Annotated in this window: 7 protein-coding genes; all 7 read left to right on the forward strand. The window is 52.6% G+C overall.

The window, feature by feature from the left end:
- The first annotated feature begins 61 nt into the window (after positions 1 to 61).
- Positions 62 to 3,166, forward strand: coding sequence for a copper amine oxidase N-terminal domain-containing protein (locus tag KQI32_RS04385; RefSeq protein ID WP_216424123.1), 3,105 nt, complete (start codon positions 62 to 64; stop codon positions 3,164 to 3,166).
- A 246-nt stretch (positions 3,167 to 3,412) separates the two neighbouring features.
- Positions 3,413 to 4,288 carry a helix-turn-helix domain-containing protein gene (locus KQI32_RS04390; protein WP_216424124.1) on the forward strand — a complete coding sequence of 292 codons (876 nt, stop codon included), beginning with the start codon at positions 3,413 to 3,415 and terminating at the stop codon, positions 4,286 to 4,288.
- Between the two features lie 10 nt (positions 4,289 to 4,298).
- The gene (locus KQI32_RS04395; protein WP_216424125.1) at positions 4,299 to 10,310 is read left to right on the forward strand and encodes an Ig-like domain-containing protein; all 6,012 of its coding nucleotides are present in this window, start codon (positions 4,299 to 4,301) and stop codon (positions 10,308 to 10,310) included.
- 8 nt (positions 10,311 to 10,318) lie between these two features.
- Positions 10,319 to 13,138 carry an S-layer homology domain-containing protein gene (locus KQI32_RS04400; RefSeq protein WP_216424126.1) on the forward strand — a complete coding sequence of 940 codons (2,820 nt, stop codon included), beginning with the start codon at positions 10,319 to 10,321 and terminating at the stop codon, positions 13,136 to 13,138.
- Between the two features lie 15 nt (positions 13,139 to 13,153).
- Entirely contained in the window at positions 13,154 to 14,824 is a 1,671-nt protein-coding gene (locus tag KQI32_RS04405; protein ID WP_216424127.1) for an S-layer homology domain-containing protein, read from the forward strand.
- A gap of 606 nt (positions 14,825 to 15,430) precedes the next feature.
- Positions 15,431 to 17,002: an extracellular solute-binding protein gene (locus KQI32_RS04410; RefSeq protein ID WP_216424128.1), complete on the forward strand. Its 1,572-nt coding sequence runs from the start codon at positions 15,431 to 15,433 to the stop codon at positions 17,000 to 17,002.
- Between the two features lie 204 nt (positions 17,003 to 17,206).
- On the forward strand, positions 17,207 to 17,300 hold a 94-nt coding region (locus KQI32_RS04415; RefSeq protein ID WP_216424134.1), incomplete at its 3' end, for a transposase.

A 17,300-nucleotide genomic window follows, 5' to 3' on the forward strand; every position in this document is an offset into this window, starting at 1 on the left:
AGGAAGGTTTCTTCTCCGCACTTAAAATAAATCCGGAATCAAAAAAGGAGATGATGTGGTTATGAAAAAACAGTTCCGTCGCGTGACAGCGGTGCTTTTGGCGGCACTCTGCACGGTGCCGGTATTTTGGACGAAAGGGATGGCAGACGACGTGGGAAAATTCAAATCCGAGAAGCTCAACAGCAAGAAATTTATGGAGGCTTACTCACTGGGAACCCCCATTGAGCAGGTGCAGACCAACCACTGCGTGACGGGTATGGAGGACGGATACAACATGCTGTATACGACCTCGGCCGGAACGCCTGCGGTTTTTAACGTATTTAATATGGATACCAAAAAGCTGGAGAGGACCTTCAAGCTGACCGGCTGCAGCAGCGTCTGGACTCACGCGGTGGATCAGAACGGCAATGTCTATATGGCCTCTCAGGACAAAGCGTTTTTATTCCGCTATTCCCCGGAGACCAAGGAGTTGGAAAACCTGGGCTCTATCATGGGGCAGACCGCCTGCTATGATTTGAACGTGGATGAGAAGGGGAATGTGTATGTTGGCGTTTTTCCTATGGGTACCGTGATCAAATACGATATTGAGACCAAGACTTTTTCCGCCTACGATCCGCCCAAAGCGGACAACAAATATATCCGCAGTCTGGGTTATTACAATGGAAGCCTGTATGCGGGAACCTTTGGCAACGGCGGGGAATTGTACCGGATTGACGCCAAGACGGGAAAATCCGAAAAGGTGGAGATTCCCCAGAGGGAGGGTTACACCACTTTTTCGGATCTGTATGAGATGACTACGGTGGGCAAGTATCTGTTTATTTATGCTAACCGTGTAGAAGGTACCGATCCCGTTATGCTGATCTATGACTGTGAGAAAAAACAGTTTTGTGAAGATTACGCCCTCAAATCCATGGCCTATTTTGTTTCGCCGGAGTACAATGGAAAGACCTACTTCTCAGCCGGCGGCTATCTTCAGGAATTTGACCTGGAGACAGGGAAGCTCAATCAGACAGACATGAAATTCAATCTGAGTCAGAGAGGTTCCGGATGGATGGACTTGAAGGAGGAGGGTTACACGGGAAAGACGCTTGTGACCATCACTTACAGCGGGGTGCCTTTCCTGTTCAACCTGGAAGCACGCAAGTTCCGCAATATGGACGAGGCGCAGCTGAGCGGCTCCGGCGTGCAGATACATAACATTACCTCCAATACGGATTTCAATAAGATATTTATGAGCGGGTACGTGGCGGCCAAGGGTTCTGTCTACGACCCGGAAACCAACGCGCTGACTCCCTTCGCGCTGGGGCAGGCGGAGAACATGTGCGGCAATGAAAACTACATGTATTTCGGGGTTTATCCCGGCGGACACGTATACCGGATGGGGAATCCAAAGCAGGGCGAAGTTCCTGCCGCAAAGAAGGTTTTCACCATCGGAGAGGATCAGGACCGTCCTTATAATGTGATGACGGCGGATGGAAAGGTATTCTTCGGCACCATTCCCAATTACGGGAAGCTGGGCGGAGCGCTGACCATCTATGACGAGGCGACAAATACAAAGGAAGTGTACCGCAATGTGGTGAAAGATCACAGCATCGTCGGTCTGGCTTACAAGGACGGCAAGATATACGGTTCCACCTGTATCACTCCCGGTCTGGGGATTGACCCGGTCGCCAAGGAGGCAACCATGTTTGTGTTTGACGTGGAGAAAAAACAGGTGATCAAAGAATTTACGCCCAACTTCCCGAAGGATAAAGTGCCTTCCGGCAAAGTGCAGATCGGCGATCTGGAGCTTGGACCGGACGGTCTTATCTGGGGCGCGGTGCGAAGCTATCTCTTCGCTTTGGATCCGGACACGCTGGAAATTAAGAAGGAAGTTCTCTTAAAGCCCTTCCAGTGGGGCAGCGGGCAGTACTGGAGGCCCATCTTCCTGCGGTTTGCATCCGACGGCACACTGTATGTGTCGGGCGAGGGCATTCATGTGGTTGACATTGATACGCTGGAATATATCAATTTAAAAGAGTACAGCGGGTTAAGCGGCGAGCTGCTGGCGCTGGACAAGGATGACAACGTGTACACCGCTGACGGCTCCCAGCTGATTAAAATTACCGCGGTCAAGGATCCGATTCCCGACGCGGAACGCCCGGCGGTGGACGAACTGCTGAAAAAGGCGGTGACCCTGAAAGTGGGAAGTTCCATGGCGGTTGCAAACGGCACGCCGAAACGGATCGACCCGGAAAACAGCAGTGTTGCCCCGGAGGTTGTGGACGGAAGAACGCTGGTTCCTGTACGGTTTATCTCCGAGAACATGGGTGGAACCGTTGGATGGGAGGAGGAAACCCAGACCGTCACCATTCAGATAGAGGGAAAGAACATCGCAATGAAAATCGGCAGCACGGAGATGACGGTGGACGGAAAAGCCATTGCGCTGGATGTGCCGGCACAGACGATAGACGACAGGACAATGCTTCCTCTGCGGGCACTGTGTGAACAGGGGCTGGGCAGAGAAGTGTACTGGAATGACTCCGGTCTGATTGTCACGGGAAACGGTGTTTCCGGCATTGACGATAACTTGGCTGCAAACCTGAACCGCTATTTCAAATCCTACATCGCATACGATTATAAAATGGAACAGGATCGCATCAAGCGGGAGGAGAAGGAAAAGGAAGAACAGAAGATTGCAAAATACCTGCTTCCCATACAGAACCCAAGCTTTGAGATGGGCGGTCTGGGCGACGAGGTACCCAAGTGGAAGAACATTTACGACGTGACCAAGGAAACCTGGTACGAGGTCACCGACCGCAAGGCGAACCAAGGCAAGCAGTCCCTGTATATCGAGGACAGCTCCGAGAGCATCGGTATGGCGCTGGAAAGCTATCCGGTGGAGGTGACGCCCGGCAAGAAGTTCACCGCGAAAACCGATTTGTTTATCGCCGAGGGAAGAACCAGCTTCCTGGTCAAATTCTATGATTCCAGAATGAATGTGATTTACGAGGAACCGGTTCATGTGCAGAGCGGCGTGGGCAGCTGGCAGGAGATTGAAATTACTACCAAGGTGCCGGATAACGCGATTATCGCAAGGGTTCTGTGCAGCTGTTCCAACCTGTGGACGACCAAGGCTTACTATGACAATATCCGCGTTTACCAGTATGATAACGAGCTGAAATAAAGCACAGAGAACAAAGTACAAGACGGCACATTGTGTTATGTACGAAAAGGCAGGCGAACGCAGTTCGCCCCTACGGCGGGAGGGGATGGAAGCCCCTCCCCTACGATGAGAATACTGGAAAATCCAGTGTAGGGCAGGGGCTTGCTCCTGCCGCACGGGGCGCAGAGAAGAAGGAACAGAGAACAATGCGCTGTGCTGTCCGGGCGGATGATATCCGCCCCTACAAAATGCAAAGGAGGCGGAAGAATGGACATTCAAAAAGAGGAATTATTGAACCCCAATCCACTGTTCCCGTTTCGTATGGGCTTCTGGGGAGAAGGGCAGGTGGAGGACCGGATATACTCTCCGCCGCATTTTCACGAGCATGTGGAGATGATTTTCTGTATGAAAGGTTCCTTCATGGTGACGGTGGATGACAAGACCGAGATTATCCATGAAAACGAGCTGATCTGCATCGGAGGGAACTCGGTTCATTCCACCTTTTCCAAGGATAAGGGAAGCCTGATTTTCGTCATGTTTTTTGCGCCCCAGTTCATTGAGGTTCCTTTCAACAGCACGGTGGAGCGCAAATACATAAGCTCCTTTCTGGATATGTTCACCATAGAACAGGGGTACAAGGTGATCGGGGACCGTCACGGGGACGGAATGCTCCGAAGCTATATTGAAAATATCCACCGGGAGTACCTGGAAAACAAGACGGGGAATGAGCTCTCCATCAAGGGCTGGTTTTACCAGATTATCACTTATCTCCTGCGGGAGGAGGAAGTGGAATACGAGGACAGCCCGGAGGATATTTCAGGCAAGAAGCATATCGAGAAGGCCATCAGCTTCATTGACAAGCATTACAACGAGGAGCTGAGCGTAGAGCAGATGGCGCAGATGTGCAATTTGAGTTATCATTATTTTTCCAAGGTATTCAAGAAGGTGATGGGTCAGAACTTTAAACAGTACATTGATTCCGTCCGGGTTTCCGAAGCGGAAAAGCTGATGATCACCAAGGATTTGAGTATCAATGAGGTTGCATACAAAGTTGGGTTTTTCGACCAGGGATCCTTTTACCGGCTTTATAAAAGGGTGCGGGGATTTACCCCAACGGATTTTAAAAAGAAATTGAAATATTAGGAGGAGTGTTATGCTGAAAAAAATCTTAGGGATAGCCACAGCGGTATCGATTACGGCTGCTTCCTTCGGCGGGGTACCGGTTCTTCCCGCCGCCGCTTCCGTGGTGACCAATGATATCCCATTGAGCAATGCCGGATTTGAGGAGATGCCTCTTTCTGTACCGGGCTGGAACTTCCATGCCATGACCAACGACGGCACATGGAAAGAGGAGCCCATGAACAGCGTAGATTTATATGCAAATATTACCAACCAGACAAACGGAACCGCGGGAAACAACCGTGCGCTGCGTTTTACATCCACCAATTCTTCCAAGAGCACTTGGTTTACGGCTTATTCCGATCCCATCGCTATTCCGGAGGAGGCAAAGGGAAAGGATTTGAACCTGAAATTCGACTACTTGGCAAACGCGGGGACGCGGGTTTACCACTCTCTGGCTTTCTGCAGCACCGGTAAGGACGGTATTGCAGGCAATGAGGACGACTATGTGTTAAAAAGCAGCAGCCTGAACGCGGCCACCGGCGAGCGGACAGGCGGAAGCTGGAAAAAATATTTAAAGACAGACCTGGACCGGATTGACGGGCTGACCAATTCAGGCGGATGCTATTTCGGCTGGGACAGCAGCGATCCGATCGCTTCCTTGGACGGTTTCCAGGAAAACAGCTGGGCGTCTGTTGACCGAACCTTTCAGTATGCGGAAAGGGTGGATCCTTACGATGCCTCCCAGACGGTGGCACCCGACTATGTCCGGGTGGTGTTCTTCACAGACCGGAACACGGTGCACCGCGGCGTGTACAATGCGGTTTATGACAATGTGAAGGTAGCCTATGACGGCGGCGAGCTGTCCGTCACCAACGGGGATTTTGAAGCGGACTTTGACATTCCCGGCTGGAGCAAGGTCACTGGCACCGACGGTGTGGTGGACTATCCGGCGGATCCGGCGGTTACCTATAGTGTGTCCGACCATGTGGATACCACAGATTTCACAAAACCCGGCTCCTTCGCGGCGCCGGAAGGAAAATTCATGATGCGCACCTTCACCAACGTGGGGACGGCCGGCGATTACTTCTGGTCGGATCCGGTGAATGTGACGGCGGGCAGGGATTATAAACTTCAATTTCAATTTTACAGCACTTACCGGCTGTCCTACGGCTTCCGCTTCTTCAACGGGGCAGGTCAGGTTTACGACGTGAAAACCAAGTCTTTCGTGGACGCTACCAAGGCGAACTTGATTGACGGATCCGGCGCCGGACAGGTTTATCCCGGCACGCAGGAACGCAATCTGTACCACTTTGAACTGGGCGACGCGTCCATGAAAAACCAGTGGGCCGTCTGCGAGGATGATTTCACTGCTCCGGCGGGGGCGGTCACCGCGCGGGTGTTCCTCTACGCGCCCGAAATTTTCAAACAGACTTTGATGTACGATAACATAAAAATCACGGAGAGCTATGAGGGCGCCGAAGGCGGCGGAGATGAACCGGCGGATTTGACCGTCCGCAACAGCGGATTTGAGGAAATGCCTCTTTCCGTACCGGGCTGGAACTTTGAAGCCTTCACCAACGACGGCGCTTGGAAGGAAGAGCCGCTGAACAACACCGACTTATACGCAAACATCACCAATCAGACCCAAACGGAAACCGGGCGCGCACTGCGCTTTGCTTCCACCAACAATTCCAAGAGTACCTGGCTGACTGCTTACACCGATCCGATCGTCATTCCTGAGGAGGCGAAGGGCAAGGATCTGAATCTGCAGTTTGACTATATGGCAAACGCGGGAACAAGGGTTTACCATTCTCTGGCATTCTGCAGCAAGGGACCGGATAATCAGGTCGGCACTGCGGACGATATCATTTTAAAGGGCAGCAGCTATAATGCTTCCACCGGCGAACGGACCGGCGGAAGCTGGAAATACTATCTGAAAGCACCTCTGGACAGAGTGGACGGTCTGGTCAGCTCCGGCGGCTGCTACTATGGCTGGAATGACCCCAATGCGATCGCTTCCATGGACGGCTTTGTCACCAACGAATGGAGCAAGGTGAACCGTCTCTTCAAATACACCGAGCGTACACTGGGCACGACCTATGGACCCGACTATGTGCGGGTGGTATTCTTCACCGACAGAAACCCGATCCATCAGGGTGTGTACAACGCGATTTATGACAATGTGAAGATCACCTATGATACCGATAAAGAGATCACAGTTCCCAACGGAGATTTTGAAGCGGACTTTGATATCCCCGGCTGGAGCAAGGTGACCGATAAGGATGGCAATGCGGTTGACTTCCCGGCAGACCCGACGGTCACCTACAGCCTGTCCGATCATGTGGATCTGACCGACTTTTCCAAGCCCGGCTCTTTTGCGGCGCCGGAGGGCAAATTCATGCTGCGGACCTTGAACAATCCCAGTCCCAGAGACAAGGGGGACTACTTCTGGTCCGATCCCATCAATGTGACGGCGGGAAAAGAGTATGACCTGAACTTCAAATATTTTACCTCCTACCGCATGTCCTATGGTTTCCGCTTCTTCAACGAGGCCGGACAGGTGTACGATGTGAAAACCAGTTCCTTTGTGGACGCCACCAAAGCCAACTTAATCGACGGTTCCGGCGTCAGCCAGGTCTATCCGCCGAAAAATGCGCAGAACCTGTATGTGGTGGAATTCGGCGACGCTTCCATGAAGGGGAGATGGGTGGATTTCTCCGACAGCTTCACCGCGCCGGAGGGTGCGGCAACCGCCAGAGTATTTCTGTTCTCCCCGGCGGGATCGGTACAGACCTGTATGTATGACGACGTAAGAGTATCCCACAAGGGGACCACACCCGTCACCAAATATGCGGTCAAATCAGGCGCCATGACAAACGGAAGTGTGACCTCCGATGTCAGCATGGCTGCAAAAGACGTAACCGTTACCCTGACGGTGACACCGGCTTCCAAATACCGTTTAAGCGCTCTGACCGTCACAGGGGACAGCGGCGCACCGGTTTCCCTGAACGAGGCGGTCAGCTCTGAACAGCTCACCTACACCTTCTCCATGCCGGAGGAGGCAGTGACAGTGAACGCGGAATTTGAAAAAATTCCGGTGATCGACGAGCGGCCGGAAAACGAGGGCGAAAAGATCTATCTGAACGTGCCTAACCCCAAATTTGAGCGGGGCAACACCGGAAAAAATCAGACGATTCCCGGATGGAATCCCATCGGGACAATGAAACTGAGCGACAGCGATCTCTACTATGAAATGAAAGAGGGAGCCGCCCAGGACGGCAGCCGGGCGCTGCACCTGTACGATGCCTTAACCGGCAACGTAACCGGAAACGGCATCCAGCTGATCTCGGATTCTTTCCCCGTGCCGGCAGGCAACGAGCAATATAAAATCGAGTACACGCTGGAATTTGACTATAAGTCTTCCAACTACGGCGGATGGGGTCTGAACTTCTACAACAAGGATGGCCAGGTCTGGAACGGATCCGGATGGAAAACCATCACCGACGCGTACAGCGAATATATCGCGGCGGATACTGCAACCTACAAGAGCTGGGGTTACCCCGTTCCGTATATCCAAAACCAGTGGGAACACTTTTCCACAACACTGCTTGCCCCGGCAGGCACCACTGAAATCAAGGTTGTCATGTTAAGTTCTCCGAACTATGCCAACGACTACTATGTGGAGGACGTGCGGGTTTGGTATGCGGAGGACACCACGCCGGCGGGAGAGGTCACCGAACTGCAGGTTCAGGAAAAGAACAGCTCCGTTCTCCTGAAATGGAAGGATCCCACCGACAAGGATTTTGAAAACATTCAGCTGGAGGTCTGGGCGGATGATTTGGTCGGCGAATATAAAGTCGCCTCCGGCGTCTGCCAGCATAGCGTCACAGGCTTGACAAACGGCGTCCAGTATACCTTTATTCTGAAAACGGTAGATTCCAGAAATAACGTTTCGACAGGCGTCAGAGTCACTGGAACTCCCAACGCCGGCGCTGTCAATCATCCGCCGGTCTACACGGGTGACACGGGCGACAGGGAAATCTGGGCGGATGAAAAAATCTATCTGAACCTGGGCAGCCTGTTTACCGACGCCGATTCGGACGATATGACTTTCCGCGCAAATGTGGGAACCATCTCCTCCGAAAATGAATTCAGCTTTGCGCCGGACGGAATGAACAGCCAGAAGATTTCCATCTTCGCTTCCGACGGACAGGATGAGACCGAGGTGAGCTTCAACGTCACGGTGAAAGCGGTTCCCGACGAGACGCCGGAGGGAACACCTCTGATGCGGTATCTGAATGTGCCCAACCCGAAATTTGAGCGCGGCACTCCGGTGAAAAACCACGAGTTCCCGGGCTGGAACCCGATGGGCAAGATGAATCTGAGCGACACCCATTACTATGAACTCAACGCGTCGGCAGGAAAAGACGGAGCCTCTCAGGGGCTGGTTCTGAACGATACGCTGAATGTAAACGCTTTGGGTTATGGCTTACAGGTTGCCTCCGCTCCCTTCGCGGCTGCGGAGAAAAACAAGGACGAAGCGGTGGAATACACCTTCTCCTTCGACTATAACACCACCCGCGCCGCATCCTACTTTGTGAATTTCTATGATAAAGACGGTAAGGTGTGGAACGGCAACCAATGGACAGCAGTGGAAAACACCGACTGGGAGCACACCAACGGTATCTTTAACTATAACGATCTGGACAATACACTGAAAGGCAAATGGAACAGCTTCAGCACCAAAGTGACCGCTCCGGCGGGAACGGTTCTTGTGAAGGTTGGTTTCATGAGCTCTCCTTACTGGACATTTACAGCACAGATAGACAATGTAAAAATGGGATACTCCACCAACGCTTCTCCGGTGATCGCAAACCCGATTGCCGACAAGAACATCAAGATCGGCGAGACCGTTACGGTGGATATTGCAAACGTGTTTACCGATCCGGACGGGGACGCAATGACTTACAAGGCCGGCAAGGGATCCTTAAACGGCACCGTGCTGACTTACCGTCCCAAAACATTGGGCACGGAGACGGTTGAGGTGACGGCAACCGACGTAAATGGAAATGCGTCCGCCGCCTCCTTCAAGGTGACGGCAGGGAAAAACGAAAACCTGCTCCTGCCCGACGGGGACATTTTGAAAATCAAGACAGGTTCCTATACGGCGGATCTGATTGTCAGCAATCCGGGCTTTGAGGCGGACGGAGGATGGAACGGCGTCACCGACAAAAACGGAAACGCAATCTCCTCCAACAATGACACCGACTGCAGTTTTGCCATCGCGGCGGACGCGGGCGCACAGGCAGGCGCAAAGGTGCTGCAGATCAAAAAGACCAACAAGGAAAAGGAAGTGTACGTCTGGAGCGACGCGGTTGAGGTATCGGCAAACATGCCTCTTGACTTGAGCTTCCAGTTCCGCACGGCAAACAGTTTGGGCTACGCGGTGAAATTTTTCGACGCGGACGGAAAACTGTATGACACCCAGAGCAAAAAATATGTGGACAGCACCAAGCTGAATCTGTTAAGCGGAAACAGCTTCCAGAGTTTTTCCGGCAACGATGCAAGCCTGAATAAATGGATTCTGAAAAAGGAAACATTCACGGTGCCGGAGGGCGCGGTCACCGCACGGGTGATGTTCTTTGTACCCCGCGGCCAGGCTGCAGAGTTCTCTGTGGACAGCGTCGGACTGAAGGGTACAACCAAGGAACCTCTGGTATTCGGCCGGTTCGCGGCCTACAAGGGCGCAGAGAAACTTTCCGGACTATCCCAGGCAAAGGCTGGAGACACGGTCACCTTAAAGACAACGCTGAAGAATGTGTCCGACGATATCCTGACGGCGACAGTCGTCGTTGTGAAATACGGGGAAAACGGCGGCGTGGAGGACGTGAAGACTAACGTTCTGGTTGTTCCGGTCACCGGCGGCTATGAGCTTTCCATTGACTACACCCTGGAAAACAACAAGGGTTCCATCGCCGTTATGCTGTGGGATTCCTTAAGCGGAATGAACGCTTTCGGCCGTCCAACGGTCATTGAACAGTGAGGAGGGAAATGATGAGACTGTCAAACAAAATAACAGCGCTGTTTTTAGCGATGCTTTGCCTGTTCTCCGGAACAGCGGCAGCGGTTTCCTTTCAGGACATCAGTGAAAACAGCTATTCCGACGCCATAGAAACTCTGGCCGGCCTGTCCATCATGCAGGGCTATGAGGACGGCACTTTCAAACCCGAAGAACAGGTTACCCGCGCGGAATACGCAGCCATGATGCTGCGTGTTCTGGGGGTTCCGGAGGAATGGGGCGTGGAGAGCGGAAACTTCTCCGACGTGCCGGAAACCCACTGGGCATACAATCAGGTGAACTATCTCTGCCAGATGGGCTATCTGAGCGGTTATGGAAACGGCATCTACGGGCCGGAAGATCCGGTCGCGCTGCAGGATGCGCTGAAAATCCTTGTTGATATTCTGGGATACAAGGTTCTGGCTTCCAAAGTTCCCTATCCGACCGGGTATCTTGCACAGGCGGGGGAACTGGGACTGATGAAAAAGCTGGGCGGCAAAAACTATGCACAGCCCGCTCTGCGGGGCGAGGTTGCCCAGATCATATACAATGCCATCGGCGTGCCGGTATACCGCCAGACAGGCGCCAGCGAAAGCACCGCCATCTATGAGAAGGGGGACGATTTCCTGAAGGAATTTCTGGGGATTGAAACCTGCAAGGGTATGGTGACGGCAAACAGCGTGACCTCCCTTTCCAGCGAGGATTATCTGGGGGACGGGAGACTTCGGATCAAACAGACGAAAACCAATGAAGAGAAACTCTTCAACACCGGGGATTTGAATGCGGACGGCTTTCTGGGATACCAGGTGCTGGCCTTTTCCAAGGCGGACGAAGCCGGCGATCAAACCCTGATTTACCTGAAGAAGGACGAGAACAAGAATTATGGGCTGACCATCACGGCGGATCAGTTTTTCAAATACGACAACCGGACCATCACCTACTACGCGGATCCAGAAAACAAGGATCGGGAGCTCACGGCAAAGGTGCTGTTCGGCGCCGACGTGATTTACAACGGCGTTTACACTCCCTTTGACGAGAGCCTGTTTTCCCTGCAGGCCGGCAGCATGGAGCTGATTGACAGCGACAGCGACAGCCTGTACGACATTATCAAAATCAATGCGTGCACCGTGACGGTGGTGGATAAGGTAAGCACTTCCGCCTACACGATCATTGACCGTTACTCCGCTTCCAACAATGTCATCTATGACGACAGCGACAGCACCGACTTAAACAAGCTGATCAAATACGATATCAATCTTCCTATGGCCGCCCTGGAGAAGGACGATGTGCTGGAGGTTTACCAGTCCAAAAATACCACGGGAAGAAAAGTGAATATCATAAATGTGCTGGACAGCAGTGTAAAAGGGGTTATCAACCAGGTGTCCGACGAGTGGATCACCATCGGGGACAAATCCTATAAACTCTCCCAGTATTTCAAGGACAACAGTGCGAAGATCGGCAGCCTCCCGCTGGGAACCACCGAGACTTTCCTGCTGGACAGCAACGGCTGTGTGGTCGCACCCAAGACCAAAAACATTTCCACCCTGCAGTACGGCTTCCTGGTGGGCGCTATGCCGCCGGAAGGACTGGAAGAGGGCGTGACGCTGAAAATTTTCTCCGAGAAGGGGGAGATGGGGCAGTATGTCACCTCCGGCAAGCTGGTGATGGACTCGGTCAAAGGAAACACGCCGGAAGCGATCCTTGCCGGCCTGCGGGAAGCCAAGTATGGCTACGATGGCGGGCAGGGGGATTTGAGCCAGGTTATCCGGTTCCAGACCAACTCGGATAACGAGGTAAAGATACTGGACACCGCAGTTCCGGATATCATTGACGGCGCTGTGGATGAAAATGCTTTGGAACAGATTTTGGTGAACGGACAGAAGGAAGCCGTTGTAACTTACGGCGGAAATGCCTTCGAGGGCAATCTCGTCTCCTCCTCCACGGTGATATTCAACGTCCCCGAGGATCTGACCAAAACAGCCGATTATAAGGTAGCTTCCTTCAGCGGCCTGCAGGTGGAGAAACCTTACACGGTATCCTGTTTTGACCGCAGTAAAGCCGGTGTGCTTGGATGCCTGACCGTCAAGGGGGAAACCATCCCGAACATTGACAATGACAATCCCCTGTACATGGTCAAAAAGCTCACCGACACCGTCAACAGCGAAGGCGATATCGTGAAGAAGCTTTATGTGGTCAACTGTAAGAACGACGGAACCGAGGAGGAATACATCTTCACGGAGAAATCCGTGCTGGTGGATTACAGCGCGTCCATCAAAAATCCTACCGCTTCCGATTATGAAAGCGAAAAATATCCCATTCGTCCGGGCGATGTGGTTCGGATGGCGATCGGCAGCGGCAAGATATCGAAGCTGGAGCGAATGTTCTCGGTGGATCAGTTCAAGCTGAATCTGAATTCCATCACAAAAGGGAAAGGATTCCTAAGCGAAATCAACTCCAACGGAGGGGAGATCGGAGAGTACGCATATCTGCTCCGTTTCCTGACAACGCGGGTGCTATACAAGGATTCCGGCTCCGCTCTGGTCCGGTTCGTAAAACCGGCCGGCATGGAGGTCGGCTCCATCAAGGACGTCTACTGGAGCTTTGAGGGCAACTCCAAATTTGGCAAACCCAAGTATGTGGTTTACGAGGAAAAGGACAATGGACAGATGAATGTCCGTACCGGAAGTTTCAACGATATCAACGACGCTGACGCGTCCGGCTCGAAAGCCTCCTATCTCTTTGCGAAAAGCCGTTACGGAACCATCCAGGAAGTGTTTATTTTCAACTTCCGGGAAGATCCGTTCGGGAATTAGGAAAGGAGTTATCCCATGAAAAAAAGAATGTTATCTCTCCTGCTTGCCCTGTTGATGCTGGCCTGGGTGCCGGCATTGGGGGCGACGGTGGATTATACCACCCAGGATTCCCTGATCACGGTGACCGGAACGACAGACACCGGGCTTTCCGGCGAGGAGGTGACGCTGGTCATCCTGAAATCCGGAAAAACACTGGCGGATTTAAAGCAGTCCACCTCGGCGAATGTGAAAGATGTGGTGCAGTATATCGGGCAGAGCACAACCGGCGCGGGAGGGAGCTTTACCTTCCTGATCACGGTGGACGACCACTTTGACAGCGGATTGGTCGCTGCCAGCGTCGGCGGAAGGGGCTTTGACGCAACGGTTCCCTTTGAGATTATCTATACCAGCAGCGAAGATGTGCAAAACATTTTCAAGGCTTTTCAGGACGCGCAGAAGGCGTCCGGCAACACAGCGATGGATCAGTTTATCAAAGACTATGAAAAGATTCTGGGCTTTGCCACCGGGGAGTATCCGGCGGTCAGCCAGGCGGTCTGCAGCTACTTAAAAACCGTTTCGGTCTCGGAGGCGAACGCCGTGAAGGAGATCGCGGCGGCATACAACGGCGCCATGCTCAAGGAGATGATCTCCAAGGCGGATTCGGCGGCAAAGCTGACCGCGGCGCTGGACGCTTATGACCGCAGCAACAGCTTTGACCGGACAGACTTTGACGCCCTGATCGCGAAGGGCGGCGGAGCGGATATGGTGAAAGCGGTCAGCGGAAAAAGCTATTCCACGCCGGAGGACGCGGTGGAGGCGCTGCATGTGGCAGTCTTTTTGGGATCCTCCAACCACGCTTCCAACCGGGAAGAGCTGAAAGCGCTGTTTGAGGCATACAATGAGGACTATATCGGAATCGCGGCAGGAACGGGTTCCCGCTATGCAAAAGTGAATAAGGAAACCTTCTATAAAAATCTGAGCAAACAGCTTCAGAAAACGCCGGTATACACCAAGGACGCCTATGTGAGCGCGTTCAACAAGGCTCTCAGCGACACCGAGAGCGGCAGCACAGTCAACCCGGGCGGCGGCTCCGGCGGCGGAGGGGGAGGCGGAACAATCGAAACACCGATTGAAACGCCGAAACCGACTGTGACGCCGAAACCGGAAATCCTTTTTGACGATCTGGACAGTGTACCCTGGGCGGAAGAAAGCGTTCTGGAATTGGCAGGCAGGAATATCATCGCAAAGGATCCTGGCAAGAAATTCCGTCCCAATGACAACATCACCCGGGAGGAATATGTGAAGATGCTGGTAACCGCCCTCGGCGTTTACGACGCAAGCGCCCAGTGCAGCTTCCGCGATGTTCCCGCGGACGCGTGGTTCGCGCCCTATGTGGCAAGCGCGGTCAACAGCGGACTGGTGAAGGGCGTCTCGGACACCGAATTCGGTGCGGGACTGGACATCACCCGGGAGGACATCGCAGTGCTCACCTACCGGGCGGCACAGAAGGAAGGCATCACGCTGGCTCAGGGGGACGCGAAAACGTTCACTGATGCGGAAACCATCAGCGATTATGCCAAAGAGGCGGTTGACGCAATGGCTAAAGCCGGCATTGTGAACGGCTATGAGGACGGGAGCTTCGGTGCGAAAAAACAGGCTACCCGTGCGGAGGTCGCAGTGATGCTGGACCGGTTTTTAAAACAGTAGGATTGGATGCTGTTTACCCCTATAACTGCGGGCAAGATGGCCCCCGCCTCTTAAGGCGGCGGGTTCCATATCCGCAATCAGCAAGAGTGCAGTTTCTCGCTGATTGCGGCACTGCTATGCAGTGCCCTTGTCCTCGTTGAATGACGGGCCAAGCCCTTATTGAAGGGGAAAATGGGATATCATTCCCTGTTTGAAATAGATCAGAATATAGAAGAGAAGGTTTGCGGGCGAACAAAATGTTCGCCCACCGACTCTCTTTTTAAGCATTAGGGAGCTGAATCACACATGGTTTACACAGGCCAGTTTTCCGCAATTCTGCGTCAAAATGCTCGTGCATACGTCAAGTATGCTCTGCGCTTTTTCCTTGTCTTACGAAAAATTTGCTCTGTGAAAACTCTGCGACCCTGCCTGCAGGGAAAAATTCGATTTTGGGTATATAAGGAGAGAGCAAGGCTGGCGCCTTGCAAGACCGACAATCTCAAAAAGCAGGAATTTAACAAGTGCAGGGCATATGTGATTCAACTCCCCTAATGCTGCCCAAAAGCAGGCTGTTACAGCGAAAAATGCTGAAACAGGAAACAATTTTTGCACAATGGAGGTAGAAACGTGAAACGTAAAATTGCAATGCTTATGGCGCTTATGATGGCGGCTTCCCTTTTCAGCGGATGCGGCGGGGAAAAGGACACTGGCGTGCAGAGCGGAACCGCCTTTGAGGTGGGGGACACCGGCGGGCTTACCCTTCCGCTGGACGACAGCAACACCAAGATTTCCATGATGGTTGTCTCCTCGAAGGACGGAATCAACGACAAGCTGGTCTTTCAAAAACTGCGGGAGATCACCGGACTTGACATCGAGGTTATGGCCTTCCCGAATGCCACGGCGGGCGAAAAGCTTAAGGTGCTGATGGCCTCCAAGAATATGCCCGATCTGATGGGTTCCGGCCTGCCTACCTACGACGAGATCAATGATCTGGGCGTGCAGGGAGCATTCGCTTCCGTCAACGATCATCTGGATATCATGCCCAACTTTAAGTCTATTTTCTATGACGATCCGCAGTATAACTGGATTTTTAAATCCTATCAGGCTTCGGATGGAAAACTGTATATTATGCCCTGGTTCGATGTGCAGAGGGACGTTAACCACGGGATGATGTACCGGAAGGATATCTTCGACAAAAACGGCCTCAAAGAGTGGAACAACACCCAGGAGTTCTATGAGGCGATGAAAAAGCTGAAACAAATCTACCCGGAATCCACTCCTTTTACCTCCAAGAATAAAGACAATCTGTTCAGCCAGCTTTCCATCAGCTGGGGAATCAGCGCTTATGGCCCTTATTATGACGAGGATCAGAAGGTTTGGAACTATTCCGACACCGATCCGCAGCTGAAGGATATGCTGGATTTCCTGCGCAAGATGTATCAGGAGGGATTGATTGATCCGGAATTCCTGACCTTGACGGAGGCGGCTTGGACCTCCAAGATGACACAGCCGGAGAAAGCTTTTGCCACCTTTGACTGGATTGGCAGGCTGGATACCTTTAAAGAGCAGACCGCTACCACCTATCCGGATTACGATCTTAGGTATGCAAACCCTATGGGTCCGAAAGGCACGGCGATCACCCTCTCCAAAACCTTTGCGGGCAGCGTGGTTGCAAACAACAAAAACACCGAGCTTGCCTGCAAGCTGAACGACTTTCTGCTGAGCCCCGCCGGCGCGCAGCTGGTGACCATGGGCGTGGAGGGAGAAACCTACACCATGGGTGAGGACGGCAAAGCGGATTACATCGGATTTGAGGAGGGCAAAAAGATCGGTATCGGCGATCTGGAGGACAAATACGGACTGTTTACCGAGGGGCTTTACCGTCGGTTTGACCGCCGCAGCAACTACTTTGATTTCTCCGAGCGGGAACAGGAAGCGCAGGACAAAATTGTGAAGAACAACAAGTTTGAGCCGCAGGATCCGATTCTTTCCTTCACCAACGAGGAGAAGGAGATCACCACCGATCGGACCGCAAAACTGCGGAAGGCAGCCCAGGAGTTTTTCTCCAACTATGTGCTGGGAGCCAACACCGGCGACCAGGCTTGGGCACAGTGGTGCGAAAAGGCGAAATCTCTTGGATGCGAAGATGTTGTCAAAGTCTATAATGACGCGCAGAAGCGCTTTGACGCACAGCAATAACACTTACCCACTGTTTTCCTATCATAAATAGATGGAAAAGCCGGGAGGAATGGTTTCCTTCCGGCTTTTCTTGTATCACGAAAACCACCGGCAATGCTGGTGGTACCAAAAAGCTTAAGCTATGAGTAGAAAAAGAAACCTCCTTTTGTTAAAATAAGTGTAGGTTCACCAACCGCACAAAAAAACAAAAGGAGGGATCAAGTCGTGAAACTTGATACAAATAGTTTAGCACACACGAAGTGGAATTGCAAATATCACATCGTATTTGCACCGAAGTACCGCAGGCAGGTCATATATG

Source organism: Acetivibrio sp. MSJd-27, assembly GCF_018918095.1.
Lineage (GTDB): Bacteria > Bacillota > Clostridia > UMGS1840 > HGM11507 > HGM11507.

Excerpts from the sequence above, each read along its gene's own strand:
- KQI32_RS04385 (WP_216424123.1), top strand. The coding sequence starts at position 62 with ATGAAAAAACAGTTCCGTCGCGTGACAGCGGTGCTTTTGGCGGCACTC.
- KQI32_RS04390 (WP_216424124.1), top strand. The coding sequence starts at position 3,413 with ATGGACATTCAAAAAGAGGAATTATTGAACCCCAATCCACTGTTCCCG.
- KQI32_RS04395 (WP_216424125.1), top strand. The coding sequence starts at position 4,299 with ATGCTGAAAAAAATCTTAGGGATAGCCACAGCGGTATCGATTACGGCT.
- KQI32_RS04400 (WP_216424126.1), top strand. The coding sequence starts at position 10,319 with ATGATGAGACTGTCAAACAAAATAACAGCGCTGTTTTTAGCGATGCTT.
- KQI32_RS04405 (WP_216424127.1), top strand. The coding sequence starts at position 13,154 with ATGAAAAAAAGAATGTTATCTCTCCTGCTTGCCCTGTTGATGCTGGCC.